This is a genomic window from Shewanella sp. SP1S1-7, from assembly GCF_031932105.1.
Lineage (GTDB): Bacteria > Pseudomonadota > Gammaproteobacteria > Enterobacterales > Shewanellaceae > Shewanella > Shewanella baltica.
In genome coordinates, this window is the sequence record NZ_JAUOEU010000030.1 from 26,910 (window position 1) to 52,197 (window position 25,288).

Annotated in this window: 15 protein-coding genes, 5 tRNA genes and 1 pseudogene; 14 read left to right on the forward strand and 7 right to left on the reverse strand. The window is 46.9% G+C overall.

What is annotated here, in order from left to right:
• Nucleotides 1-29: 29 nt before the first annotated feature.
• The 6 genes from Q4Q49_RS18490 (at nucleotide 30) to trpR (ending at nucleotide 1,487) form a co-directional block, all read left to right on the forward strand.
• Nucleotides 30-106 (forward strand) — tRNA-Arg (locus Q4Q49_RS18490).
• A 49-nt stretch (nucleotides 107-155) separates the two neighbouring features.
• A tRNA-Arg gene (locus Q4Q49_RS18495) sits at nucleotides 156-232 on the forward strand.
• Between the two features lie 49 nt (nucleotides 233-281).
• Nucleotides 282-358 (forward strand) — tRNA-Arg (locus Q4Q49_RS18500).
• 45 nt (nucleotides 359-403) lie between these two features.
• Nucleotides 404-495: transfer RNA gene (locus Q4Q49_RS18505), tRNA-Ser, on the forward strand.
• Between the two features lie 103 nt (nucleotides 496-598).
• A tRNA-Arg gene (locus Q4Q49_RS18510) sits at nucleotides 599-675 on the forward strand.
• A gap of 536 nt (nucleotides 676-1,211) precedes the next feature.
• Nucleotides 1,212-1,487: a trp operon repressor gene (gene trpR, locus Q4Q49_RS18515; protein WP_063882757.1), complete on the forward strand. Its 276-nt coding sequence runs from the start codon at nucleotides 1,212-1,214 to the stop codon at nucleotides 1,485-1,487.
• A gap of 56 nt (nucleotides 1,488-1,543) precedes the next feature.
• Here trpR and Q4Q49_RS18520 read toward each other — a convergent pair whose 3' ends face one another.
• Together Q4Q49_RS18520 and slyD are read right to left on the reverse strand one after the other, a co-directional pair.
• Nucleotides 1,544-1,915 (reverse strand): hypothetical protein, encoded by a 372-nt coding sequence (locus Q4Q49_RS18520; RefSeq protein ID WP_107948605.1) that lies wholly within the window; start codon nucleotides 1,913-1,915, stop codon nucleotides 1,544-1,546.
• 236 nt (nucleotides 1,916-2,151) lie between these two features.
• Nucleotides 2,152-2,811, reverse strand: a complete 660-nt coding sequence (gene slyD / locus Q4Q49_RS18525) for a peptidylprolyl isomerase (protein WP_312000066.1) — start codon at nucleotides 2,809-2,811, stop codon at nucleotides 2,152-2,154.
• A gap of 641 nt (nucleotides 2,812-3,452) precedes the next feature.
• On the opposite strand from slyD, the gene thrA reads away from it, so the two are divergent.
• The 6 genes from thrA (at nucleotide 3,453) to Q4Q49_RS18555 (ending at nucleotide 13,744) form a co-directional block, all read left to right on the forward strand.
• Nucleotides 3,453-5,921: a bifunctional aspartate kinase/homoserine dehydrogenase I gene (thrA, locus tag Q4Q49_RS18530; protein ID WP_012088617.1), complete on the forward strand. Its 2,469-nt coding sequence runs from the start codon at nucleotides 3,453-3,455 to the stop codon at nucleotides 5,919-5,921.
• Complete coding sequence (gene thrB / locus Q4Q49_RS18535) at nucleotides 5,918-6,880, forward strand: homoserine kinase (protein ID WP_312000067.1); 963 nt, start codon at nucleotides 5,918-5,920, stop codon at nucleotides 6,878-6,880. The genes thrA and thrB overlap by 4 nt, the downstream gene beginning before the upstream one ends.
• 112 nt (nucleotides 6,881-6,992) lie before the next feature.
• Nucleotides 6,993-8,276: a threonine synthase gene (thrC, locus tag Q4Q49_RS18540; protein ID WP_312000069.1), complete on the forward strand. Its 1,284-nt coding sequence runs from the start codon at nucleotides 6,993-6,995 to the stop codon at nucleotides 8,274-8,276.
• A gap of 336 nt (nucleotides 8,277-8,612) precedes the next feature.
• Nucleotides 8,613-8,915: a hypothetical protein gene (locus tag Q4Q49_RS18545; RefSeq protein ID WP_172837304.1), complete on the forward strand. Its 303-nt coding sequence runs from the start codon at nucleotides 8,613-8,615 to the stop codon at nucleotides 8,913-8,915.
• A 289-nt stretch (nucleotides 8,916-9,204) separates the two neighbouring features.
• Nucleotides 9,205-10,062: a transporter substrate-binding domain-containing protein gene (locus tag Q4Q49_RS18550; protein ID WP_312000070.1), complete on the forward strand. Its 858-nt coding sequence runs from the start codon at nucleotides 9,205-9,207 to the stop codon at nucleotides 10,060-10,062.
• Nucleotides 10,063-10,459: 397 nt separating this feature from the next.
• Nucleotides 10,460-13,744, forward strand: coding sequence for a S41 family peptidase (locus Q4Q49_RS18555; protein WP_312000071.1), 3,285 nt, complete (start codon nucleotides 10,460-10,462; stop codon nucleotides 13,742-13,744).
• 106 nt (nucleotides 13,745-13,850) lie between these two features.
• On the opposite strand, the pseudogene Q4Q49_RS22205 reads toward Q4Q49_RS18555, so the two are convergent.
• The 5 genes and pseudogenes from Q4Q49_RS22205 to Q4Q49_RS18575 form a co-directional block, all read right to left on the reverse strand.
• Nucleotides 13,851-14,030, reverse strand: a pseudogene (locus Q4Q49_RS22205) (hypothetical protein); the annotation flags it as partial.
• Nucleotides 14,031-14,258: 228 nt separating this feature from the next.
• Nucleotides 14,259-14,696 (reverse strand): OsmC family protein, encoded by a 438-nt coding sequence (locus tag Q4Q49_RS18560; protein WP_071939181.1) that lies wholly within the window; start codon nucleotides 14,694-14,696, stop codon nucleotides 14,259-14,261.
• Between the two features lie 108 nt (nucleotides 14,697-14,804).
• Nucleotides 14,805-15,155: a DUF3325 domain-containing protein gene (locus Q4Q49_RS18565; protein ID WP_006080813.1), complete on the reverse strand. Its 351-nt coding sequence runs from the start codon at nucleotides 15,153-15,155 to the stop codon at nucleotides 14,805-14,807.
• The gene (locus Q4Q49_RS18570) at nucleotides 15,152-16,849 is read right to left on the reverse strand and encodes a PepSY-associated TM helix domain-containing protein (RefSeq protein ID WP_312000072.1); all 1,698 of its coding nucleotides are present in this window, start codon (nucleotides 16,847-16,849) and stop codon (nucleotides 15,152-15,154) included. The genes Q4Q49_RS18565 and Q4Q49_RS18570 overlap by 4 nt, the downstream gene beginning before the upstream one ends.
• A gap of 1 nt (nucleotide 16,850) precedes the next feature.
• Nucleotides 16,851-17,234 (reverse strand): DUF3649 domain-containing protein, encoded by a 384-nt coding sequence (locus tag Q4Q49_RS18575; protein WP_006085094.1) that lies wholly within the window; start codon nucleotides 17,232-17,234, stop codon nucleotides 16,851-16,853.
• Nucleotides 17,235-17,713: 479 nt separating this feature from the next.
• On the opposite strand from Q4Q49_RS18575, the gene Q4Q49_RS18580 reads away from it, so the two are divergent.
• Nucleotides 17,714-20,680, forward strand: coding sequence for a TonB-dependent receptor (locus Q4Q49_RS18580; RefSeq protein WP_312000073.1), 2,967 nt, complete (start codon nucleotides 17,714-17,716; stop codon nucleotides 20,678-20,680).
• Between the two features lie 105 nt (nucleotides 20,681-20,785).
• A complete protein-coding gene (locus Q4Q49_RS18585) occupies nucleotides 20,786-25,108 on the forward strand; it encodes an alpha-1,6-glucosidase domain-containing protein (protein ID WP_312000075.1) in 4,323 nt (1,440 codons plus the stop codon).
• Nucleotides 25,109-25,288 lie beyond the last annotated feature (180 nt).

The following is a 25,288-nucleotide window of genomic DNA, read 5'->3' on the forward strand; positions in this document are numbered from 1 at the left end:
GATAATTGCTTATAGCAAAATGTTAAAATGCGCGTGTAGCTCAGCTGGATAGAGTACCTGGCTACGAACCAGGCGGTCGGAGGTTCGACTCCTTCCACGCGCACCAATTTAGATTAATATGATTAAGGTCGTATTAATGTTTTACCGTTTAACATGCGCGTGTAGCTCAGCTGGATAGAGTACCTGGCTACGAACCAGGCGGTCGGAGGTTCGACTCCTTCCACGCGCACCAATTTAAATTAATATGATTTAGGTCGTATTAGTGTTTTACCGTTTAACATGCGCGTGTAGCTCAGCTGGATAGAGTACCTGGCTACGAACCAGGCGGTCGGAGGTTCGACTCCTTCCACGCGCACCAATATAGTTAACGAGACACGTCTTGTTGATTTAAAGCGTTAAACGCGGAGAGGTGGCCGAGTGGCCGAAGGCGCTCCCCTGCTAAGGGAGTATGGGCTTTAACTCCCATCGAGGGTTCGAATCCCTCCTTCTCCGCCATTCTATTCTCTTAGTCGAGGGGAATAGAATAAATTTGCGAGATAAAAGTGCTTATCCTAGACTCAATCATGATGGGATCTATTAGAAGTACAAAAACGAGTTTGCGCGTGTAGCTCAGCTGGATAGAGTACCTGGCTACGAACCAGGCGGTCGGAGGTTCGACTCCTTCCACGCGCACCAAAATAGATAAGCCCTGCAAGCAATTGCAGGGCTTTTTTATTTTTAAATCTGTGGCGGTTTAACCCGTTTTGGCTTTCTCCGCTTCAGCCTAATTCTCTTGGTATCACTATCTTTTGCCTTATACCAATCACATGAAGTATTTAATCAGTTCAGAGCCTCACAGGCATCTCAATCCAAGGCGCATTGGCGTAGAAATGGAAGTCAATGCAGCACGGGAGTGGGATGTTTATGAGGCCTCCTAAGGGCGGCAGATGTTAACGGCATGGAAACGCGCTTCATGCTGCGTTCAAGGCTTTTGACAGAGACCACTATGCTTTCAAGCCTTCGCCTTGTCTAAAGCGCGTTGAACTCCCGCTGAATGAATAGATATTTAATATTATTGGTGTTAGATATGCGTGTAGGTGTCACAGTGTCAGTATTGATCGTCTTAGCTGTGGTTTAGTAACTGTTTGAGGAGAGCAATCAAGTAGACCGTGCTGGAGTTAAATCTGTTAGACTGCCAATGTAATGCTTGAACAGTACTTATGAGGGTTATTATGCGAGCAAACTGGGATCTAGTATTAGAAAAGATTTTGAGCCACAGCAATTATGAAGATCTTTCTGTGTTGTTTCATTTACTGTTAACCGAAGAAGAGCGTAGTGCCGTTGCTGGACGCTTAAAGGTATTTCAGTTGTTATTGGATGGGGATATGAGCCAAAGGCACATAGCTGCAGAATATGAAGTGAGTATTGCGACGATCACCCGTTGCTCTAATTACTTGAAAAATATGTCTCCCGACCATAGAGCGAAAGTTCAAAAATTGATTGGTTAGTACTCTTATGAAAACAAGCCCTGTGGACATCATTTGTGCTTGTTTTGGTAACAGCCTTAAGGCGTGATGGGCAGCTTATGGCGACGATAGAGTGAACGACGCACCAGAATATATAGGCCATAACTAAGTAAGCAGATGGCCAGAATTGGGTAAAGGTCTTTGGGAAGGAATTTAAAGATAGCCAATGCCGCTATGAGATAGATAAAAGGTAAGAAGTTATAAATCATCTCGGGAAGATAGCCCGACTTACGACGTCTTACCGAGTCAGTTCGACGGTTTTGAGAACGCATAACATAGATCCTCGCACCTAAGACGAACACTACTGTAGCCGCAACTAGGGCATAGTCGATGTCGAGTGCAATAAAACTCGAACTGCCGAGCGCCATGTAGCCAAAAGGCAAAATCTCGTAAAGGGGTTTGGTTAACATAAGCACTCCGTCGCTTAACTCAGGTTGATATCAATATCTAATTGAAAATATTCATATAAAATTTGAATACTTCAATTTACCAGTCACTTATTTATCTATTACGAATAGTATAAACGCTTGCGTATAAAAAATGCACGACCTTAAATTAAGGGCGCGCATCTTCAAAGGTTAAACTATGGCAGTTCAATCGCTTAGGGATGAGCTATTTCTAGCTCACCTTGAGCATCAATCTGTATCTAGCCGCGGCAACCACAGCCGCCATTGCCGTCACAACCTGTTTTAGGTGTGTCACAGGCTTCGTGATCTTCATGGTGATGTCCATGATCGTGGTCAGAACCACCACCACAACAGCCGCCAGCTTCTTCTTTGCCTGAACCGCCACAGCATCCACCGCCGTGATCGTGATCATGTCCATGGCTTCCACAACCGCCTTGGGCATGAATGTGGCCATGGGCGATTTCTTCGGCAGAGGCTTCGCGAACGTCAACGATTTCGACGCTGAAATTGAGCGATTGGCCCGCTAAAGGATGGTTGCCATCGACGATAACCACATCGTCTTTCACTTCCATGACTTGAACTGGGCGTTGACCCATTTCAGTTTCGGCGATAAAGCGCATACCTGGGACGATATCTTCGATATCACCAAAGGCTTCTAATGGCACGGCTTGACGTAGGCCATCGTGGTAAGGGCCATAGGCTTCTTCGGCACTAATAGTGACATCGAGTTTTTCGCCTTTGGTTTTACCATCTAATGCGGCTTCTAAACCTGGGATCAGGTTTTCAGTGCCGTGCAGATATAGCATAGGTTCAGAGTCGAAAGAGTCTTCTAATAGTCTGCCTTCTTGATCTGATAAACGGTAATGAATGGTTACCGCGCTGTGTTGAGTGATCTTCATATCGCCTCCAATTCGGAATGTGCGCGCATAATAACGTGCTTTTTTAGTGCTGGCGATAATTTGAAGTGGCTTATGTTAGATATCGCACAGCTTTTTTTTCGGCAGATTAAAGCCAGTTTTACGCGGTGCAGCATGTGTAATGTGATTTTTGCGCGTTAGCCTGTCAATTTGGTCTGAGTGATGAGGTAGAACAAATAACGCATTAGTTAAAAGTGAACTATAAATAATTATCTGAAAAATAAGTGATTACCTAATAGCTTTCTCGCTTTGTTACGTTAACGTCAACAGTTATCTATTGCATAAATCGCATTTTTACCCCTAGAAAACTTTATATTAACTAATCTTGATACAGTATTTTATCGAGTGTGAAGATTTGCTGATAAATAATCCATTTTAGGGGTTGACAAGCGCGGGTAAAAAAAGCAATTCTGTTTATCAAGAAATTAACATGGATTAGCCCAAACACATGCATAGCCTAGGTTTCGTAGTAACTACCATTATTACAACCACCACTACAACAACAGTGGGGGCGGGCTGATACACCCTAAAGAATTTTAACAATGAGCCCGCTTCCCACAAAGAAGCGGGCTTTTTTGTTTATAGCTCTTATTTCTTAGTCGGGCGCGGTACAGGAGAACAAGATGAAAGTAATGAAATTTGGTGGTACCTCGCTTGCAAATTGGCAGCGATTCTCGATGGCTGCGGATATCGTTGCCAAGTCATCTAAGCTAGAACCCGTAGCCACAGTGCTATCGGCCCCTGCAACTGTGACGAATGCTTTATTAGAAATGGTCGACGTAGCCGTTAAAGGTGAAGAATATTTACCTGTGCTGCAGCACGTTGAGCGGGTATTTACTTCGCTGTACCAAGACGCCGTTAACTCAGTGTTGTCGAGTGAGCAAAGCGAACAGCTTTTTTCTGGACTCAATGCCCAGCTAGTGATCTGGCAGGATAGATTACGTGGTATCGGATTACTGCAAGAGTGTCCCGATGGCATCCGCGCTGAAATCGTGGTCGCAGGTGAGCGTTTATCAGCTGCCTTGATGGAACAAGTGATGATATCAAAGGGGATCACTTCGGCTCAGCTTGACCCACGCGCCTTATTTTTAGGTCGTGGTCGTCCGTTAGAATCTGTCGTTGATATCGCTGTGAGTAAGCCAAGGTTTCGCGCGTTGGCATTAGGTGAAAAACGCGTATGGGTGATGCCGGGATTCACCGCCGCCGATGAACAGGGCAAAGTGGTGACGTTAGGCCGTAATGGTTCTGACTATTCTGCTGCCGTGCTCGCCGCCTGTTTGGATGCTTCAAGTTGTGAAATCTGGACCGATGTTGACGGTGTTTATAATACCGATCCCCGTGTGGTTGCCGACGCTAAACTCTTGTCTCAGCTCAGCTATCAAGAGGCGATGGAGCTGTCCTATTTTGGTGCTAAAGTATTGCACCCTAAGACGATTGCCCCTATTGCTCAGTTCCATATTCCCTGTTATATCAAAAACAGTTTTAACCCCGATGCCCCCGGCACTCTGGTTTCAAACCAAGCCGATGAAACCGGCTTGCAGGTTAAAGCTATCTCCAATTTAGATAACCAGACCATGTTCGATATTTCAGGCCCAGGTATGAAGGGCATGGTTGGGATGGCGAGCCGTACTTTAGCGGCGATTTCCCGCAGCGGCGTGTCTGTGTCTTTAATCACTCAAAGTTCTTCTGAATACAGTATTAGTTTCTGTGTGGCGACGTCTGACTCGGCCAAAGTGAAGTGGGCATTAGAGCAAGAATTTGAATTAGAAATAAAAAGTGACTTGCTTGAACCTATCGCTATGCGCCATGAACTGGCAATTGTGTCCTTGATTGGTGATGGCATGCGCACCCATAAAGGGGTGGCGGCGCGTTTCTTCCAAGCGTTAGCACAGGCAAGCGTGAACATTATCGCCATCGCCCAAGGTTCGTCCGAGCGCTCGATTTCGACAGTGATCGAGCAGCGTAAGACTAAGCATGCGGTGGCGGCTTGTCATCAAGGCTTTTTCGATGTGCAGCAATATTTAGATGTGTTTTTAGTCGGTTGCGGCAATGTGGGCGCGGGCCTGCTCGAACAGATAAAACAACAGTCTGCCATGCTCAAAGAGCAGCACATCAGTATCCGTGTTTGCGGCATAGTGAATTCGAATAAGATGTTACTCGACAGTGCGGGTATCGATTTAAGCAACTGGTCTAGTTTGCTTGCCGATAGTCAGCAAGCCTGCGATATCCCAGCGTTACTGGCATGGGTGAAAGAGCAACAATTGCTTAATCCAGTGCTGGTGGATTGCACTTCGAGCGAGCAAGTATCGGATCTGTATTTGGATGTGATGAACTCAGGTTTGCATGTGGTCACGCCGAACAAAAAGTCGAACACACGCGATTATGCTTATTACCAAGCGCTTCGCCAAACGGCCTTAAAACAGCGCCGCCAATTTTTATACGAAACCACAGTCGGCGCGGGTTTACCTGTGATCGATAACCTGAAAAAACTGTTATTTGCAGGTGATAAACTGCATAAGTTTAACGGTATTTTATCGGGCTCTTTATCCTTTATCTTCGGCATGCTCGATGAAGGTATGACGCTTTCCGAGGCGACAGGTCTTGCGCGGGAAAAATGCTTTACTGAGCCCGATCCCCGTGATGATTTGAGTGGTATGGATGTGGCGCGTAAGGTGCTCATCCTTGCCCGTGAAGTGGGACTAAAGCTAGAACTCAGTGACGTGCAGGTTGAATCTGTATTGCCCGACGAGTTTGATGATTCAGGCGATGTCGAAAGCTTTATGGCGCGTTTGCCGCAGGTTGATGCTGCTATTGCCGCTAAAGTGGCGCAGGCCAAAGCCCAAGGTAAAGTGCTGCGTTATGTGGGGCAAATTGAAGACGGTGTGTGCCGTGTGCGTATCGCCGAAGTCGATGCACAAGATCCTCTTTATAGTGTTAAAGGCGGCGAAAATGCCTTGGCATTCTACAGCCGTTATTATCAGCCCATTCCCTTTGTGCTGCGCGGTTATGGCGCGGGAACGGAAGTGACTGCCGCTGGCGCTTTTGCCGATGTATTAAGAACCTTGAATTGGACTCGTGAGGTGAGTGTATGAGTTTGACCGTTTATGCTCCAGCCTCTATGGGTAACGTGGGAGTCGGATTTGATTTACTGGGCGCCGCTTTGGCGCCTATCGATGGCAGTTTACTGGGCGACAGAGTGACTATCGCGGCGGCAGAGTCGGGTGTGAGTCTGGCGCAGACTGGTGCTTGGGCCCATAAACTGCCTGAAAATCCGCAAGACAATATTGTGTACCAATGTGCCGAATTCTTCTTAACCGCACTGAGTAAGGAGTATTTAGAAGCGCTTGGTAAAGCAGATGAAGGCGTAGCGCTGACACTGGAAAAGAACCTGCCCGTTGGCAGTGGTTTAGGTTCGAGTGCAAGTTCAGTCGTAGCGGCGTTATATGCCTTGAATGAACATTTTGACAGACCTTACAGCGAGCAAGCCCTGCTGGAACTGATGGGCGAGTTTGAAGGTAAGATCAGCGGCAGTGTGCACTATGACAACGTCGCCCCCTGTTATTTGGGCGGCATGCAATTGATGCTCAATGTGCCGGGCACTGTATGTGAAGCGATACCGAGTTTTAAAGAATGGTATTGGGTTGTGGCCTATCCAGGCATTTCACTCTCAACGGCGATGATGCGTAAACTTATGCCCGACCAATACGATAAAAGTGTCACTATCGATTTTGGCCGTTATTTAAGTGCCTTTGTACATGCCTCTTACCAGCAAAATGCCAAGCTTGCGATCAGCGTGTTAAAAGATGTGTTAGCCGAGCCTTACCGCGCCGCCGCGATTCCCGGTTACGACAATGCTAGAGCCGCGTTAGCCGATTTAGGCATGTTGACGACGGGGATTTCTGGCAGTGGCCCAACGCTGTTTTCGATTACCGATGATTTAGCCACGGCAAATGCCGCTAAAGCTTGGTTAGAACAGCATTATTTAACCGAGGTGGGTGGCTTTGCCCACGTGTGTCGCCTCGATGAGCAAGGCACGCGTAGAGTCGATTAATTCTTATTTTTAGTATCAAGACTAAGCATTAAGGCTAAATATCCATCTTATGCATAAAGAGCATGCATCAAGAATTAGCATTTAAGGCTTAGCATCAAAAGGTCGAGTGAGCATGGAACTATATAATTTAAAACACCCTTCGCAGAAAGTGAGCTTTAAAGAGGCAGTGCAATTAGGTTTAGGTCAGGACAGAGGTTTGTTCTTTCCCACCCAAATTCCGGTCTTAGACGATATTGAAGGGCTGCTGGCGCTGCCATTTGTTGAGCGCAGTAAAAAAGTGCTCGGTGCATGGCTTGCCTCTGAATTAGGCCAAGATGCGGTCGATGAACTGGTTGAGCGTGCCTTTAACTTCGATTTACCTTTGGTTGCCGTCGATGAGCAGCGCGCTTGCCTCGAATTGTTCCACGGTCCTACTCTGGCATTTAAAGATTTTGGTGCACGTTTTATGGCGCAATGTGTCAATACCTTTGTCGGCGACACACGCTTAACCATTCTGACTGCGACTTCGGGTGACACCGGCGCCGCGGTTGCCGATGCTTTCTATGGACTTGAGAAAGTCAATGTGGTGGTGCTCTATCCTAAGGGTAAGATCAGTGAGCTACAGGAAAAGATGTTCACGACGTTGGGCAAAAACATCCACACAGTTGCCGTATCGTCCGATTTTGATGCCTGCCAAGATCTGGTTAAACGCGCCTTTGATGATCCAGAAGTCCGCGAGGGTTTGAGCTTGAACTCGGCAAACTCTATTAATATCAGTCGCTTACTCGCGCAAATTTGTTATTACTTTGAAGCCGTTGCCCAGTCTAAACAGCGCCACGATGCCGATCCTGTGATTTCAGTGCCAAGTGGGAATTTTGGTAACCTGACGGCGGGTTTATTCGCCAAAGCCATGGGGTTACCGGTTAAACGCTTTATCGCCGCAACCAATGCGAATGATACTGTGCCGCGCTATTTAGAAAACGGCCAATGGCAGCCCAATCAAACCCAAGCGACTATGTCTAATGCGATGGATGTGAGTGAGCCAAGTAACTGGCCGCGAGTGGAAGCCATTTGTGAGAAATTAGCTTGGCCGCTGAGTAACTTAGTGGGCATGCGTTTATCTGAAGAGCAAACTTCACTGGCATTAGCTGAGTTGCATGCACAAGGTTATGTGTCTGAGCCCCATGCGGCGATTGCAGCTAAAGCCTTGTCTTTAACCTTAGTGCCTGACGAAGTGGGTATATTCTTAGGTACGGCGCATCCTGCGAAATTTAAGGATGTGGTGGATAGAGAGCTAAATCTTAACTTACCACTGCCGGTTGAGCTTGAGGCCGTTGCCCATAAACCTATCTTGTCGGCTGACTTACCCGCTGATTTTGCCGCACTGAAAGCGCACTTATTCAAGATCTTAACCTAAGCTGCTTGTACTTAAAGTATTGGCCTAGCGGTGAGATAACATAGCGTTAAAGAAGAGAAGGGAGCTTAGCTCCCTTTTTTATCAGCACAATTTTGGACAAGTACACTTTTTACAAATGCATTTTTTTATAAGCGCACTTTTTACAGATGTAAGCAAAATAACGATAAATTGATGAAACTGTGTTGCAGGTAAGCATAAAAGAACTTTTATTTAACTACATGATATTTAATTAATATTTGTAACTTATTGTATTGTCTTTGGTGATAAAAATGTGATCAAGTTCACAATTTTATTGGTTTTAATTGTTTATGTTCACCCGCGTGTTTACTCAGTGGGTTGATTGATTTGTCTAGATTTTTTCTATTAAGTGTCTGTTTTTGCGTCTTAACCTCAGGGTGTGCAACCGCTCAACGTGAGTTATATCGGCGCATAAATGTGGCCTACGATTTTGAAGTGACCCATTGCGACAGTTTTGCCATCGTCACAGGGGTGAGCCGCCGCGAGAATAATCTAGATGAAGCCAAAGAGTCTGCCATAGCTCAGGGAGAGCAATTGGGCGGCACGCACATCGTTTGGTTACAGACTGATATGGGCGATCCCACTAAGGTTGTTGCTGTTATTTATAAGTGTCAGATTTAGCGAGCTTAACCTTCAACTTGAGTTTAGTTACTCAGGCGGAGTCTTTATGGCAAGTGCATTAAGTCGGCTACACTAAACGCGTTAAACTAGCTACTGTCCTTTTTTGTTGTTATTCTCCGCGCCCTATTTCGGTTAATTACTATGATCTGACTGGTGTTTATGGCGCACTGTCTAAGTGCCAACTACGCTTATTTAGGTATTAAAACACCGCGGAAGCCTGACGTTGAACCGTTTTGCTTCATCTTCATCAGGAGAGGATCGCCAACTTAAGGGGCAAGTAACTTAGCCTATGTCATTGTTTAAATACGTTCCTGTCTTATTGCTGCTTTTTTTAGCTTTGCCCGCCAAAAGTGCGTTGCAGGTTAATAGCCCTTTACCCTGTCATAAAACCATTAAAGTCGGTTATAACGACTGGCCTCCCTATGCTTGGCAAGATCCCCAAGGAGAAGCTCAAGGTTTAGATGTGGATCTGATGCGGGCATTTGCCGTGTATCTTGGTTGCAAAATCAATTTTATCAATGTGCCAGCTAAGCGATCGCATCAGATGCTGAAAGCTGGACAGTTAGATGTGTTGATGGGAGCGACAATGACGGATGAACGTCAGGCTTATGCGCATTTTTCCAGTTATTATCGAGACGAAGAGCTGCGCTTATTCGTGCTCGATGAGCAAAAAGATCAGATCAATGTCGATAAGTGGGAGGACATTTTTACCAAAAAGTTACGCCTGCTTGTGCCTTCAAGCGGTTGGTATGGCGCCGATTATCAAGAGTCTCAATATCGATTAGAGCAGGAGCATTTATTGGTATTGAGCCCTGACTCAGATAAGTCGGTACAAATGCTCACCTATGGTCGCGGGGATATGATCGTCGGCGATACTATGGCCATGCCCTATATTGCCAGTCAGCATCAACATATTAAGCTAGTACCACTCAAATTAGTGTTAGATCAAAACCATATCCATTTAATGCTCAGTAAAGCGAGTATGACGCCAAGCCAGTTAGAGCAGTTTAATCAGGCGATTAAGGCCTTGATGGATAACGGTGAAATTGCACGCGTGATCAATAAATGGCAACAAATGTCACTAGCGAAACAATCCAATATGAGCCGCCTAAGCAGTCCATTAAAGACGCTGTACGTCAGCCCGTAATCATGCCTAACGTTAGCCCTTAACATTAGTTCTTGATATTAGTCCTTAATACTTGCCCTTCAACTGCGCTAATCACGTCTCACTTTTGATGATTTTTTATCGTAGTGCAACAGGGTAACGCTATGATTTTTGGTTATTTGCACTAAAGAATATTGTTTTTTACTCAGTTGTTTTCCCGCGATTTAAGATGTGACACATTTGCTAAAACTTCTCTGGCTCGAAGTTACTGAACTCTCTATTAAATTCTGCTAGTTTGGTGAGCTAAATTGTCATGCTTTGGGTTTGATTGCGTTTTTTTACAAAAGCCCATGGCAAGAATGTCTTCGCTCACTCTGCTAGCAAAATCTCGTCGTTAAAGAGTCCATTGCTAAAAATAACAATAGGATAGAGGTCATTTATGAAACTTCGCCATTCTGTCGCCTGCTGTATGCTTGCCCTAGGTACATTCACTGCGGCCCAAGCCATCGCTGCCAATGCGGTGAGTAATCAAGGCTATTACCGCGCGCCAGCCCTGCACGATCAAACCTTAGTCTTTACCGCTGAAGGGGATTTATGGACTCAGACCTTAGGCCAAAAAGCGGCGACTCGCTTAACGAGTTTACCCGCAGAGGAGCTAGGTGCGACCATTTCAGCCGATGGTAAGTGGGTTGCTTACGTGGCCAATTATGAAGGTGCGAGCGAAGTGTATGTGATCCCGGTTGCGGGTGGTGTGGCTAAACGGGTGAGTTTTGAGAATAGCCGTGTGCGTGTTCAGGGTTGGACCGCCAAAGGCGAGATTTTATATTCTACCGACAGTGGTTTTGGTCCTGCGAATAATTGGATGCTGCGCAGCGTCGATCCTAAAACCCTCACGACTACAGATTTACCCTTAGCCGATGCGGTCGAAGGTGTGATTGATGATCGCAACGAATACGTGTACTTCACCCGCTTTGGTCTACAAGTCACTGGGGATAACGCCAAAGTGTACCGTGGCGGCGCAAAGGGCGAATTATGGCGCTTTAAACTTGGTAGCAAAACCGAAGCCCGGTTGCTCAGCGGCCAGCACGACGGCTCAGTGCGTCAACCTATGCTATGGCAAGACAGGCTGTATTTTATTAGCGACAGTGATGGTAACGACAACCTCTGGTCGATGGCGCTCGATGGTTCAGACGCAAAACAGTTGACCCAATTTAAAGATTGGCAAGTCCGCGGCGCGCGGATGGATCAAGGCAAAGTGGTCTTCCAGTTAGGTGCGGATATCCATGTATTTGATGTTGCGGCCGCGAAAGACGCATTACTCGATATCGAACTCACGTCCGATTTTGCCCAGCGCCGTGAGCACTGGGTGAAAGATCCTATGGATTATGCATCCTCTACCGATTTAGCCCTTGCTGGCGATAAAGTGGTGATCACCGCCCGCAGCCATGTGGCTATTGCGGGTGTTGATGGTTCGCGCTTAGTGCAAGTTGCGCTGCCGGGGACTTATCGAGTTAGAAACGCGATTATGAGTCAAGATGGCAAGTCGGTTTATGCGCTTAGCGATATGACAGGCCAACAGGAAATTTGGCAATTCCCCGCCGATGGCAGCAGTGGCGCTAAGCAGCTGACGAAGGACGGCCATACCTTAAGAATGAGTTTGAATCTGTCCAATGACGGTCGATTTATCGCCCACGACGATAACGATGGCAATGTTTGGTTGCTCGACTTAAAGAAAAATACCAATCAGAAAATCATCACTAACGGCGAGGGACTTGGACCTTATGCTGATATTCGCTGGTCCGGAGACAGCCGTTTTATCGCATTAACTAAGTCAGAAATCGGTAAACAAAGACCGCAAATCGTCCTTTACTCTGTGGATGAAAATAAGGTCGAGACGCTCACCAGTGATAAGTACGAATCCTATTCGCCAACCTTTAGCAGTGACGGTCAGTGGCTATATTTCCTGTCAAATCGCCAATTTAGTGCTACGCCAAGTTCACCTTGGGGCGATAGAAACATGGGCCCAGTGTTTGATAAACGCAGCCAAATTTTCGCCATCGCCTTAGTTAACAATGCCAAATTCCCCTTTAGTAAACCCAATGAACTCAGCGTTAACCAAGCTGACAAAACCGATGCTAAGGATAAACCGAATCCGGTGAAAATCGATTGGTCTGGTATTTCGCAGCGCCTATGGCAAGTGCCTATCGATTCAGGCAATTACAGTGAACTGCGCGCCGTCGATGGTAGGCTTTATGTGCTCGACCAAGCGATGGGTGATGACGCCGAACCGAGTCTGATGACCATCAAGTTTGATCCATTAAGTCCGAAAGCCGAGGTTTTTGCCGAGGACATTGGCCATTATGCGGTTTCTGCCGATGGCAAAAAGCTGATGCTGCGTAAGTTCAGCAATGACAAGGCACTGATGATCGTTGACGGTGGCGATAAGCTAGGCGATACCGACAATGCCAAAGTGCAAACGGATCAATGGCAATTAGCGATTTCTCCCCAGCTTGAATGGCAACAAATGTTTGAAGATGCTTGGTTGATGCACAGAGAATCTTTCTTCGATAAGAAGATGCGGGGCCTCGATTGGCAAGCGACCAAAGCTAAGTATCAACCTTTGCTTGACCGCCTGACTGACCGTAACGAACTGAACGATATCTTCATGCAAATGATGGGCGAATTGGATTCTTTGCACTCACAGGTCCGCGGCGGTGATTTACCCAAAGATCCCGATGCGGCTAAAGCAGCTAGCCTAGGTGCGCGCCTACAGCAAACTGCAGATGGCGTTAAAATTGCGCATATTTACAGTAACGATCCTGAGTTGCCAGCTAACGCTTCACCGTTAAATCGTATCGAAGTCGATGCCAAAGAAGGCGATGTGCTGCTGGCCATCAATGGCACGCCAGTGGCGAACGTGGCCGATGTCACGCGGCTGTTGCGCAATCAACAGGACAAGCAAGTATTACTGCAACTTAAGCGTGGCAGCCAAACCCATAAAACCATCGTTATGCCCGTCAGCGCTATGGTTGATGGCCAATTACGTTATTTAGATTGGGTGAGCCATAACGCGACTGTGGTCGAGGATGCGAGTAAGGGCAAGATTGGTTATTTGCACTTATATGCCATGGGCGGCGGCGATATTGAAAGTTTCGCCCGTGAGTTTTATACCAATTACGATAAAGACGGTTTGATTATCGACGTTCGCCGTAATCGCGGCGGCAATATCGACAGTTGGATTATTGAGAAGTTATTGCGCCGCGCTTGGGCGTTTTGGCAACCGACCCACGGCACGGCAAACACCAATATGCAGCAAACCTTCCGTGGCCATTTAGTCGTGTTAACCGATGAACTGACCTATTCCGACGGTGAAACCTTCTCAGCGGGAATTAAAGCGCTGGGTATTGCACCGCTAATTGGTAAACAAACGGCAGGTGCGGGCGTGTGGTTATCTGGGCGAAATTCGCTGACCGATAAAGGTATGGCGCGAGTGGCCGAGTATCCACAGTATGCAATGGATGGTCGCTGGGTGCTGGAAGGGCATGGTGTAACGCCGGATATTGAAGTCGATAACTTACCTTTCGCCACCTATAACGGTAAAGATGCGCAGCTTGAGACAGCGATAAGCTATTTGAAGGATGAGTTGGTTAAGCAGCCCGTTCCAGCTTTAAAAGCGCAACCTCTGCCAGTAAAAGGAATGGCGCAGGATATAAAAGCTAAGTAATTGATATTTAAATTCAGTATTTAACTAAAATTTAAGGTAGCTCAGTTAGCATAGTCGCGTACAAAGTTAGGGTGTTGTCTCTTAGTTCCCGAGACAACACCCATTTTTATGCCCATTCATTAATATTCTTACTCGTTTCTGCGTAGATTTGCATAGTGTTCACTTGCTGTTGTTGGGCAAGGTGATTAACTGTCATCGCTCTCGCGTCTTCGTTATGGCTTAGGTAATAGGCCGTTGGCGCTGAAATCCCTTGGCTTGTTCCTGTCGCTATAGTGGTTGAATGTGCATCGTTTAACTCCAGCAGTTGGCACTAAGTTATACCAATCGTACGGTTTAAAAGCTGGATATGAGCTGAACCATGGAGAAATTTCGGGGGTGCGAATGGGTAAGACTCTGTGGAGGGCCGGCGGAGATTTGGTGATGGTAATGAGTCCGACTGGTAATGATCTGCGGTGCGGCAATAAAAAAGCCCGCTTAGGAAACCATTAGCGGGCCGTAGACATCAGCACAAATCTTAAAACTTGATATGAATATCTGTCGCTAAACTATTGGCGATAAAGCAATTTACATGTGCTTTTTCGTGAATTTTCTCAAGGGTTTCTTGGCTGACTTCAACCCCTTCGGCAAAAATGACCTTAGGATTCAGCACCATCTTAGTGACGGCCAACTTGCCCGCTTCGTTTTTACCCAGCTCTGCAGTGGCATTGTCCACATAGGACGTCACTGGTAAGCGCTTAAGATGTGCAATCGCGAGAAAGGTCAACATATGGCATGAGGATAACGCCGCCAGTAGGCTTTCCTCTGGGTTTACATTCTGCCCATTGCCTTTGTATTCCGGTGCCGACGAGGCTTGAATCGTCTGGCCGCTGCCAAAGGTAATACTGTGGTCTCGACAAAATTCGCCTTCTTCGGCGGGCGAGGTTTGCCAGTTAACCGTTAAGTTAAAGCCCATTATTTTCTCCTATCTGAAGGACATCAGGGCACTATAGCCTAGCGGTGCGCACTTAGCCATGACCTGTGGCCCAGTGCGGCAGGAAGTTATAGCTTAGTGCAACAGAAGTTATAGCCCAGCGCTCAGTAATAGGCTGCTTGTGAGTACGCTGCCAGCGACGATACCAATCGGTAAATGGCGCGGGCTGTAGCTTAACGTCAGTATGACCAGCATGGCCGCGAGGGAAATGATCCCCATAAATAAAATGCTACCGTAGGCCCAGCCTTGATCGCTCGCGCAGGCACTTAAGCTAAATGCCAGTAATAACCAAGCAAACAAGGTGAGTAAATGGCTTTGCCATTGTGCTGGTGGACGGTTAAACACATCCTTAAAATGGCCAAACTTAGCTAAGGCGAACAGGGCCAGTGAGAGATAACTTAAGCCTAAGATCCCAAGTACAGGGATAAATTCTGGCATCATGATTTGGCTTCCTCCAATGAAGACGGCGAGGTAAGTTCGTTGGCTAGGGATGTTTGTGGCTCGCTGCGGCGTGCTTTATTCGCTTTGGTATTCGGCGCATTGAATGCGGGTCTTGCTGGGCGCTTGGCTGGGGCTTTAGCAATTAAAGTTAATCTTTTGCTGGCAAATAGCATAGCGCCGCCAAGTAGAATGGCGAGCACGTCAAATCCGACTAAAGGCCATTGATGGGATTGGATATTATCGATGAGATTGCTCGGCGATGTGAAGGCATTGAGCACGGGCAGTGCACAGCACAAACTGCCTGTGATTATCAATGCAGCTTGCCACTGGCGACGTGAACGGCCAAAGAAAGCCCACACTCCCATTGCCGCTAACGCGATAAAGAAGCTGTGAACTTCCCATTCGGAGCGGCCTGCAAAACTTGTCGATAGCAGACGATTTGCGTAAAAGAAGCTCACAGCGCCTAAGGGTAATCCTAAGATAAACATGAAGTTTAACCCTTCGACGAGACGTAATCCTAAGCTTGGTTTCTCGCCTTTCTCTATGGCTTTCTGTTGTTTTTGACGTAGACGAATGGCCCACATCAAGGTGCCTGTTGCGACCATAGCGCAACCCAATAAGCCGCAGAAAAAGAACAATATGCGTAATAGCGGGGCGGCAAAACGCGCCGTGTGTAGCGACATCATAGTGTCGTAAGTAGCGGATGCTCCCGAGGCTTCATGCGGGCTGGCATACTTAAGCTCACCATTGACCCCGTTAAATATCAAAATGTTGGCCTCATCGGTCACATCTTTACCTGTGTTTTGGTAAAAGGTCACTTGGCTATTTTGATCTTTAGGGTATGAGACTATCACTTGCTTAATCGGCGCATCGCCCCAAGCGGCTTGCACCTGCGGCAGTAATTGACTCAGCTGCACCTGTGGTGCGCTAATCCCCGTGGCTTTCTCGGTTTGTCTGGCGGGGTTCAGCTCTTTTAAAAAGGCTTGGCTGTCACCCGAATAGGCGGTATCCACCGTCCACGGAATATAGATCAACATCAGGGTGATAAGCCCGGTATAAGTGATCATCAGATGGTAGGGCAGGGCGATGACAGAGCTCACATTGTGTGCATCTAACCAAGAGCGGGCGCCCTTGTCGCGTCTAAAGCTGAACATATCCTTGAAGATCCGCTTGTGGATCACTATGCCGCTGATAAGGGCAATTAGCATAAACATAGTGCAAATACCGACGATATATCGGGCCGTAATTGCGGACATATAATGCAAGTCAAAGTGCAGACGATAGAAGAAATCGCCGCCACGACTTGCGCGCACTTCTGAGATCATGCCGCTGCCATCGGCGAGGGCCACATGTTCTTCTGTTTTGCCGCGACGTTGACCTTTTTCTGGTGGCAATTGCCAACTCACACTTTGAAAGGGCTTACGTTCGGTCGGAAAACCTATCATCCAGCGCTGCGCCGATTCGGGCGAATGCGCTGCGATATAATCTTGGCCTTTATCCAGCTGATTTGCGAGCGTATCGGCTTGATAGTCTTGATAAACCTCTTGGTGTAATTCGGGTTCGTTCCAAAGGCTGATTTCATGGCGGAAATAGCTCAAGCTACCCGCAAAAAAGATCAACAATAACACCCAGCACACGAGCAAGCCTGCCCAAGTATGTAGCCAAGATAAGGTTCTAAAAAATGTCTCTTTCATCTTACTGTCCACACACCTGAAGCAAACCAAAACATAACAAACTCACTAGGCCTAGATCTCGCCATGCATGCCAGGTTTTACGTACACAAAAAGCGTAAATAATGGCGATGGCATAAAACAGAAAAGCCAACATATTGGCCGTTATTGTGCTTTCGAAGCGGGGCATTGGTAGCACGACTGTCAGCAGGCAAGCCAAGGTGGCCGCCGCAATATAACCCGCCAGCAGTGCGGCGCTCGCGCGGGCAAAGACTTTGAAGGCAAACTGCGATTGCTCTTGCTTAAACCATCGCGCAATTTGCACAATCCCCCGTGAAATCAGTGAGAAAGAGCGCGTTTGCACTGCAGATGATTGCGTTGACGTTTCAAACGCGGGTGTATTAGACATAAGTGCCACTTCTCATTTCGAGCCAATATGGGTCCGTTATGGCTATCCGTTACGGTTAATTCTGCAAAGTGTGCTTGAGCTTTCTGGTTTAACGGCAGAAGACTCGGCTTAACGGTGAATGCATTTCTATTAACAGGGGATAGCTAACCGCGAGAAGTATAACTTAGTTAATCCAAATGATAAACGATATCATTTAGATTCGAATGTAAATATGTGATCTTGGGCTAACGGAGGTGCAGATTGTTACTAGGTTGTGTTTTTGTATTTTTTTAGCTTTGAATATAAATCTTTTAAATCAAAGGCTAAAAATTTATGGTTAATATATTGTGAATGATAAGTTATGAATACGTATGCATCCCATTGAGGCGAAAAACGCTACACCGTTAGTATGACACTTTGATTGCCCTATGTTTCTTGGATTGATGTGGTGAATAGAACATCGGGTTAAAACAAGTCGTTATGACATAGGGGAATGCCAAATGCGTCATTGTAAACTCAGCGTCTTGACCATGGCTCTCGCGACAGCAGGCTTTAGTGTGGTGTATACACCGCAGTTAGCCTTTGCAGCAGAGACTACGCCAACTCAACAGGAGGCCAAACAAGCTCAAGACGACAATATAAAAAACGATACCAACACGAATACCAAGAGTGTCGAAACCAACAAAAAAGCCAGCGATGAAGCGGCAAATATCGAACGTATTGAGGTTAAAGGTTACAGCAAAAGTCTGATTGATTCCCTCGATGCTAAGCGTTACGGCGACACAGTTTCAGAGCAATTATCGGCAGATGATCTTGGCGCCTTACCCGATGTATCAATGGCGGATGCGCTGACCCGCTTACCCGGTATTTCAGCGGTACGTACCGGTGGACAAGCGGCGGAAATTAACATTCGCGGTATGTCTGGCGGTTTTGTTTTTTCAACCTTAAATGGCCGTGAACAGGTATCGACGAGTGGTACTCGCAGTATCGAGTTCGATCAATACCCGTCTGAACTGATTTCATCCGCCGCTGTGTACAAATCCCCTAAAGCCTCACTCATTGAAGGGGGCGTTGCAGGCACAGTTGAACTGCAAACAGTCAGCCCACTGCAATCCGATAAAGACCATAGTTTTCTGGTAAATGCCCGTGGTATGTACAACGACAGAGCTAGTGAAGTGTATGGTGCTGACGAGTATGGCCACAGATTGAGTATGTCTTATCAGGGTAAGTTCTTCGATGATACCTTAGGCGTGGCTTTAGGTTATGCCCGTCTAAAACAACCCAGTGTTGCGACCCAATTTATCGGTTTGGCTTATAACGACAGCAAAGAAGTTGATGGACTGGCTAATGATACCAACGGTCCTATTGATGCCCCTGAGAATGAGTACATCAGCGAGGGTTTTGAGCTACAGCACCTTGGTGGCGTTGAAATTCGTAACGGTTATATGGGCGCGATTGAGTGGGCACCTAGGGATAATTTTAAGCTCAAGGCCGATGCATTTTTATCACGTTTCGATAGCGAATCGTTTGCCCGAGGATTCAGGGTTAAGTTTGGTGGCTCAGGCGCTGCGATTGCCAATCCTGTACTCGATGGCAATTCTGTTATTGGCGGAACCTTTAATCGCACCTCAAAGAGCTACACCCGAGTTGAGACTGTAAACGACGATAACCAAGATTTTGATGAAGTGAATAGCTTTGGCTTAAATGCTGACTGGCAAGTGACAGACAGACTGAATGTCGCCGCCGATATTTCCTATTCCTCAGCCAAAAGTAACTTTAGGAATGGCCTGTTATGGGCGAACGTTGCTGTCGATGCTAATGCTGATACCCCAGTTTTCGATGATAATGTCTCGATTAGTTATCAACTTAACGGGCTTAATCTGCCCGATGTGGGCTTTAATCAAGCCGATGCTTTCACCGATCTGGATCGGGTGATGGTGAGTAAGTACGGCATCTATCCCTATGAGAATGAAGATGCGGTAAAGGCTTATCGCCTTGATTTTAAATATGACCTTGAGAATGATTACATCAGCTCAGTAGAGTTTGGTGTACGTTACTCTGATCGCAATTACTCCAATCGCCGCTCGGTATTTGAATATGGCAATGATGGCGCTTTCTCTAGCGCTGAGCCACCACTCAAGCTGACGTCTGATATGGCCTCGGTCGTCGATTGGCAGGGTGAGTTCAGTTATTTCCCCTCTTATCTCGCCATTGATCTCGACGCTGCGCTAGCGGCTTGGTTCCCTGAAGGTATCCCACAACCAGTACAAACTTGGGGAAATGCCGATGGTGTACTCGATGCTGAGGGCTATACCACTAACTATTCTTGGACCGTATTGCAAAGTGGGGAGGTGTTCGAAAAGGTGTTTGCGGCTTATGCTATGGTTAATTTTGATACCGAGATTGGTGGTATTCCAGTCACAGGAAATCTCGGTTTACGCCGTGTTGAAACAGACCAATCTGCAACTGTCTTAGAGAATGTTGGTGCACATCCAGAGCTTGGCGCTCAGTACATTGTCGATGATTTAGGCATAGTAAATAACTACTATGCACCTAAAATCAAAGGGATAGATTATGTTGATTATCTACCGTCCCTTAACCTTAGTTTTAAGATCACTGAAGATTCTCAAATCCGTTTAGCAGCCGCTAAAGTGATGTCGCGTCCGCCCATTAACCGCTTGGCGGGAGATGCGAGCGCAACGGCTAATAGCGATGGGGTCATCAATGGTTCCAGTACTAATAACCCTTATTTAAAACCTTTCTATGCGGATCAATATGATATTTCCTACGAGAAATACTTTGATGAAGGCGCCTTTGTCGCGGCGCTATTCTACAAAAATATTGATTCTTTTATTGATACTGTGGCTATCACCAATTTCGATTTTAAGGGGAATGGCTTCAACGTGCCGGATTACATCGTCGATCCTGTTACTGGGGTGCAAACCTCAACAAGTAATGGCACTTACACTACTGCAATGAATAATGCTGAGGGTGGATACATTCGCGGTTTAGAGTTGGCTTATACCCAAGTGTTTGCTTCCTTGCCCGATTTATTTTCCGGTTTAGGTTTTAACGCCAGTTATTCTTATACCGAGAGTGAGGTGCAGTCCATTACCAGCCTAGGCGGTGATAGTGCGACTCAATCTTTACCTGGGTTATCGAATAATGTGTTCAGTGCAACCTTGTTTTATGGCTATGAGGGCTTTGAAACTCGTATCAGCGCTCGTTACCGTGATGCTTTTGTCTCTGAACAGGTGGCGATTAACGATCAAGTGGTGAACTTCGATTCCGAAACCGTGATGGACTATCAAGCCTCCTACCAAGTAACGGACGGTTTAAACGTACTGTTCCAAGTCAATAACCTCACAGATGAACCGACTAAGAGTTACTTCGGCACCGAGCAGAAAACCGGCACCCTACAGTACTTTGGCCGCGAATTTTTCTTGGGGTTCACCTATGCCCTGTAATCCATTGCATCAGTTAGTGTGCTTAGACGCACAGAGCCTAAATCCATTACATGTTGCGCCATTTTGCTTCACGGCGTCTTATTCGCAAATTGGGAGAAACCACTCATGTTGAGTATCTCTAATCTTATTAAACTGTCGGCCTTAGCTCTGAGTATGACCTTACTCTCGGCCTGTGGCGGCAGTGATTCATCTGAACCGGGTAAAGTGCTATTAACTTGCGATGTGCCTATGGTGCCCGATGCCACGGGCACAAGCTGCGTTGCACCAACGCCTATCAGTTGTAAGGCGCCTAAATTCCCTGATCCTAAAAACGAGAGTTGTATAAACGGTTTAGATCCCTCGTTACCCGCGCCAAGCGTATTCCCGCAAGCCAATCAAGCAGTGCTTTACTACAATCGCATTAAAGATAAAAACAATACTGCGAGTAACGCTGAATATCCTAAGTACAAATTACATACTTGGAACGATGAAAAGTGTGATGCCTATGCCGCTCCTTTTGATACCAGCGACTGGAGCAACGGCCATCCCTTCGATGGTATTGACCCTAATTATGGCGCCTATTGGATCCTTAATCTGAAGGAAGGTTATGGTGCCTGCGGCAACTTTATTGTGCATGCCGGTACGGATGATGCGGGTAAAGCCTTAGGTAAAAACAACTTAACCATGTCCCTGGTACAGGACGATGCGACGTATGTTCGCGTGAATTTCACCATTCACGGTGAGTCGGATGTGTATGAGTATCCGATTCTAGAGACAGGTTTCTCTATTTCAGGTATGAGTGCCCACTGGTTAGATCGCAATACCTTTGTGTGGAATCAAGATCTACAGGGGGTGACAAGCGTGAAATTGCATTATTCAGCTAAGGCTGATATCGCCGCCGATGATAATAATGTGATCAGTGGCACTCAAGTGACCTTAACGCCCGCGACCTTAAGCGATGCACAAAAAGCGTTATCGCCAGTGCTGGCAGATTGGCCTGCTTATACTGCTAATTTTACTGCGGATGAAGCCAAAGCCATTGCAAAAGATCAATTAGTATTAGTCGCTTACGATGCCGATGACAAACCTGTTGGCGCAACTTATGTGCAAGCGGCCAAGGTGCTTGATGATCTTTACACACAGGGCGACCAAGATGCTGATGAGGCTACGCTCGGTGTGGTTTACGATGGGGCGAACATTATTGCTTCAGTGTGGGCACCGACTGCCCAAGACGTAAAACTGAAAGTCTATGATGCCAATAAAACACTTAAAAGCACTGAGAATATGACCTTAGATAGCCTCACTGGTATCTGGTCCTATCGCGGTGATGCTAGCCTTAATCGCCTCTATTATCGTTATGCGCTCAATGTGTACCATCCAACGACTAAAAAACTGGAGTCGTTAGAAAGCACTGACCCTTATTCTTTGAATGTGTCGAGTAACGGCCGTTTTAGCCAGTTTATTAATTTGGACGATGCAGATCTTAAACCTGACGGCTGGGATAACCAAACCGTTGCTGCGATTGCTCACCCAGAAGATGCGGTGATCTATGAGGGGCATATTCGAGACTTTAGTATTCGAGATCAGAGCACCAGTGCCGCCCACCGTGGTAAATATTTGGCCTTTACCGAGCAAGGCTCTGCGCCAGTCGAACACCTTAAAAAGCTGGTTGATAATGGCTTAACTCACTTCCATGTGTTGCCCGCCACCGATATGGCAACGGTTAATGAAAATGCCAGTGAACGCATCGAAATGACCGACACTTTGGCCAAGTTATGCAGCAAAATCAATGATACGGCCGATGCTTGTAAAACCCAAAACAAGTCAGCAACTATAGAGAGTATTCTGGCGAATAGCTTACCCGGCTCAAGTGATGCGCAGGCATTAGTGGATGCTATGCGTGGTTTAGATGGCTTTAACTGGGGTTACGATCCGCAGCATTTTTTTGCACCTGAAGGCAGTTATGCCACAGTGGCTGAGGGTACGGCGCGAGTGCTTGAACTGCGCGAAATGAACCAAGCCTTGCATAATATTGGCCTCAGAGTCGTATTGGATGTTGTGTATAACCACACGAGCGCTTCTGGCGTGAATGCTAACGCTGTGCTTGATAAGGTCGTTCCTGGTTATTACCACAGATATGACCCTGTATCTGGCGCGATGGAACAGTCAACCTGTTGTGAAAATACCGCCACTGAACATCGAATGATGGGCAAACTCGTCACTGATTCTTTAGTCTTGCTTGCCAAAGAATATGGCTATGACGGCTTCCGTTTTGATGTGATGGGGCACATGCCTAAGCAAGGTATTCTCGATGCGAGAACCGCTGTTCAGGCCGTCGATCCAGACACTTACTTCTACGGTGAAGGATGGAACTTTGGTGAAGTTGCCGATAATCGTTTATTCGAACAGGCAACCCAAGCCAATATGGCAGGCTCCGAAGTGGGCACCTTTAATGACAGAATACGCGAGGCGGTGCGTGGTGGCGCATTGTTTGCGACTGAGTCAAAGGATGACTACCTGCGGGATCAAGATACCTTACGCTTATCATTGGCGGGTAACTTACAAAACTATGTACTAAAAGACTTTAATGGCAATTCGGCTAAGGGCAGTAGCTTTAGCTGGAACTCACAACCGAGTGCTTACGCTCTCGATCCTGCCGACAGTATTAACTATGTTTCTAAGCACGATAACGAAACCCTGTGGGATATCCTGCAATATAAACATGCCATTGGTTTGAGTATTGAAAATCGTGTGCGAGTCCAAAACATGGCCGCCAGTATTCCACTCTTGAGCCAAGGGGTGCCGTTCCTGCAAATGGGCGGTGATTTACTGCGCTCAAAATCGATGGACAGAAACAGCTATGACTCGGGTGACTGGTTTAACTATGTCGACTTTACCTACAACACCAATAACTGGAATGTAGGTTTACCACTCGCGCAGGATAACAGCAGCAAATGGACGCAGATTGCGGGTATTTCTGCTAACCCAAATGCGGCGGCTTCCATGTCGGATATCGAATTGGCTTCGGGGGTATTTAACGAGTTTTTACGTATACGCCATCAGAGTCCATTATTCCGCTTGACCGATGTGCAGACCATTATTGAGCGTGTGGGATTCCATAACGTCGGTAAGCGTCAGCAACAGGGTGTCATCGTAATGAGTCTGGACGACGGCGTTGGTCTTAGCGATCTCGACCCGGCAGTCGATGCCATCGTCGTGATGATCAACGGCAGCGCAACGGAGCAGTCTCACACAGTGCCGACTGCAGCAGGCTTTAGCTTACACGAAGTACAAGCAAACTCTGTTGATGCCAAAATCCGCGGCGCAAGTTTTAGTGAGGGTGCGAATGAAGGCACATTTACGGTTCCTGCCTACAGCACGGCTGTATTTGTGAAAAAACAAAGCGGTGCGCAGGGCTTGGGTCTCTCGGCAAACGCTACCGTTGGTGCGCCCGATGTTGTGCCCTATGGCAGTACCGATGTATTTGTCCGTGGCGGCATGAATGGCTGGGGTGAAGTCGATAAATTCGCCTACGTCGGCGCTGGCGAATACCGTATTGCCATCAAACTGAATGCCGGTGACTATGATTTCAAAATTGCCTCGGCAGACTGGAATACCGTTGATTTTGGTGCCATAAGTGCTGATGTCGCGCAAGTTGATGAAGGCGTGGCCGAAGCGCTAGCAGCGAAGGGCGGGAATCTGCATTTTTCCGCGGGGATAACGGCAACCTATGTGTTCTCCCTTGATGCATCGGATAAGGACCATCCCGTATTAAGCGTTTATAACGAAGAGCCATTTGTAGGAACGCCAGTGTATCTGCGTGGTGATATGAATGGTTGGGGGACTGATAACGAAGTCAAGTATATGGGCGGTGGGATATATCGCGTTGATCTCGCCATCACGGCTGGTACTAAGGGCTTTAAACTCGCGTCCAGTGATTGGTCTACCGTAGATTATGGTACCGGTGAGGCCGATGGTGTCGTCGTGCTCAATCAAGAGAAATTGCTGGCGGTCAAAGGCGGCAATATGAGCATCACCTTCGACAGCGATGATACCTACAGCTTTGTGTTTGATGCGTCAAATCGTAATGAACCTAAACTCAGCGTGTATAAAACGGCGATGTTTGGTGCGAACACGGTTTACATTCGTGGCGGCATGAATGGTTGGGGCACAGTGGACACGTTAGCCTATCAAGGCGCTTCGGTTTACAGTGTCGATATCGCGTTAATCGCAGGTGATAACGAGTTCAAAATTGCTTCATCAGATTGGTCTAGTGTCGATTTTGGTGCTGTGGTGGGGGATGAGGCTGTGACGCTTGATGGGTTAAAAGTCTTGGCTTCAAAGGGGGCAAATATGCATTTTAATGCGCCAGTGGATGCAACTTATCGCTTTACTGTGACAGGTCCCGATCCTAAATCGCCAACCTTAACTGTGACTCAAGTTAATTAGGCTAACGCAGCGAGCCGCGGTTAACTCACCATGGATTCGCTGTGAATTTAAAACCACTTTAAGTGCGAACTTAAGGTGGTTTTTTTATTCCCCTGAGCGGGAGAGGTACAGATATTTAACCGATACGGAGGCAAGGCTTAAAACTGTGAGCGAAACAAGATATGGATTTTCTGACTTGCT

Excerpts from the sequence above, each read along its gene's own strand:
- Q4Q49_RS18585 (WP_312000075.1), top strand. The coding sequence starts at position 20,786 with ATGTTGAGTATCTCTAATCTTATTAAACTGTCGGCCTTAGCTCTGAGT.
- trpR (WP_063882757.1), top strand. The coding sequence starts at position 1,212 with ATGCGAGCAAACTGGGATCTAGTATTAGAAAAGATTTTGAGCCACAGC.
- Q4Q49_RS18570 (WP_312000072.1), bottom strand. The coding sequence starts at position 16,849 with ATGAAAGAGACATTTTTTAGAACCTTATCTTGGCTACATACTTGGGCA.
- thrA (WP_012088617.1), top strand. The coding sequence starts at position 3,453 with ATGAAAGTAATGAAATTTGGTGGTACCTCGCTTGCAAATTGGCAGCGA.
- Q4Q49_RS18550 (WP_312000070.1), top strand. The coding sequence starts at position 9,205 with ATGTCATTGTTTAAATACGTTCCTGTCTTATTGCTGCTTTTTTTAGCT.
- Q4Q49_RS18560 (WP_071939181.1), bottom strand. The coding sequence starts at position 14,696 with ATGGGCTTTAACTTAACGGTTAACTGGCAAACCTCGCCCGCCGAAGAA.
- Q4Q49_RS18575 (WP_006085094.1), bottom strand. The coding sequence starts at position 17,234 with ATGTCTAATACACCCGCGTTTGAAACGTCAACGCAATCATCTGCAGTG.
- Q4Q49_RS18555 (WP_312000071.1), top strand. The coding sequence starts at position 10,460 with ATGAAACTTCGCCATTCTGTCGCCTGCTGTATGCTTGCCCTAGGTACA.
- Q4Q49_RS18520 (WP_107948605.1), bottom strand. The coding sequence starts at position 1,915 with ATGTTAACCAAACCCCTTTACGAGATTTTGCCTTTTGGCTACATGGCG.
- Q4Q49_RS18580 (WP_312000073.1), top strand. The coding sequence starts at position 17,714 with ATGCGTCATTGTAAACTCAGCGTCTTGACCATGGCTCTCGCGACAGCA.
- thrC (WP_312000069.1), top strand. The coding sequence starts at position 6,993 with ATGGAACTATATAATTTAAAACACCCTTCGCAGAAAGTGAGCTTTAAA.
- thrB (WP_312000067.1), top strand. The coding sequence starts at position 5,918 with ATGAGTTTGACCGTTTATGCTCCAGCCTCTATGGGTAACGTGGGAGTC.
- slyD (WP_312000066.1), bottom strand. The coding sequence starts at position 2,811 with ATGAAGATCACTCAACACAGCGCGGTAACCATTCATTACCGTTTATCA.
- Q4Q49_RS18565 (WP_006080813.1), bottom strand. The coding sequence starts at position 15,155 with ATGATGCCAGAATTTATCCCTGTACTTGGGATCTTAGGCTTAAGTTAT.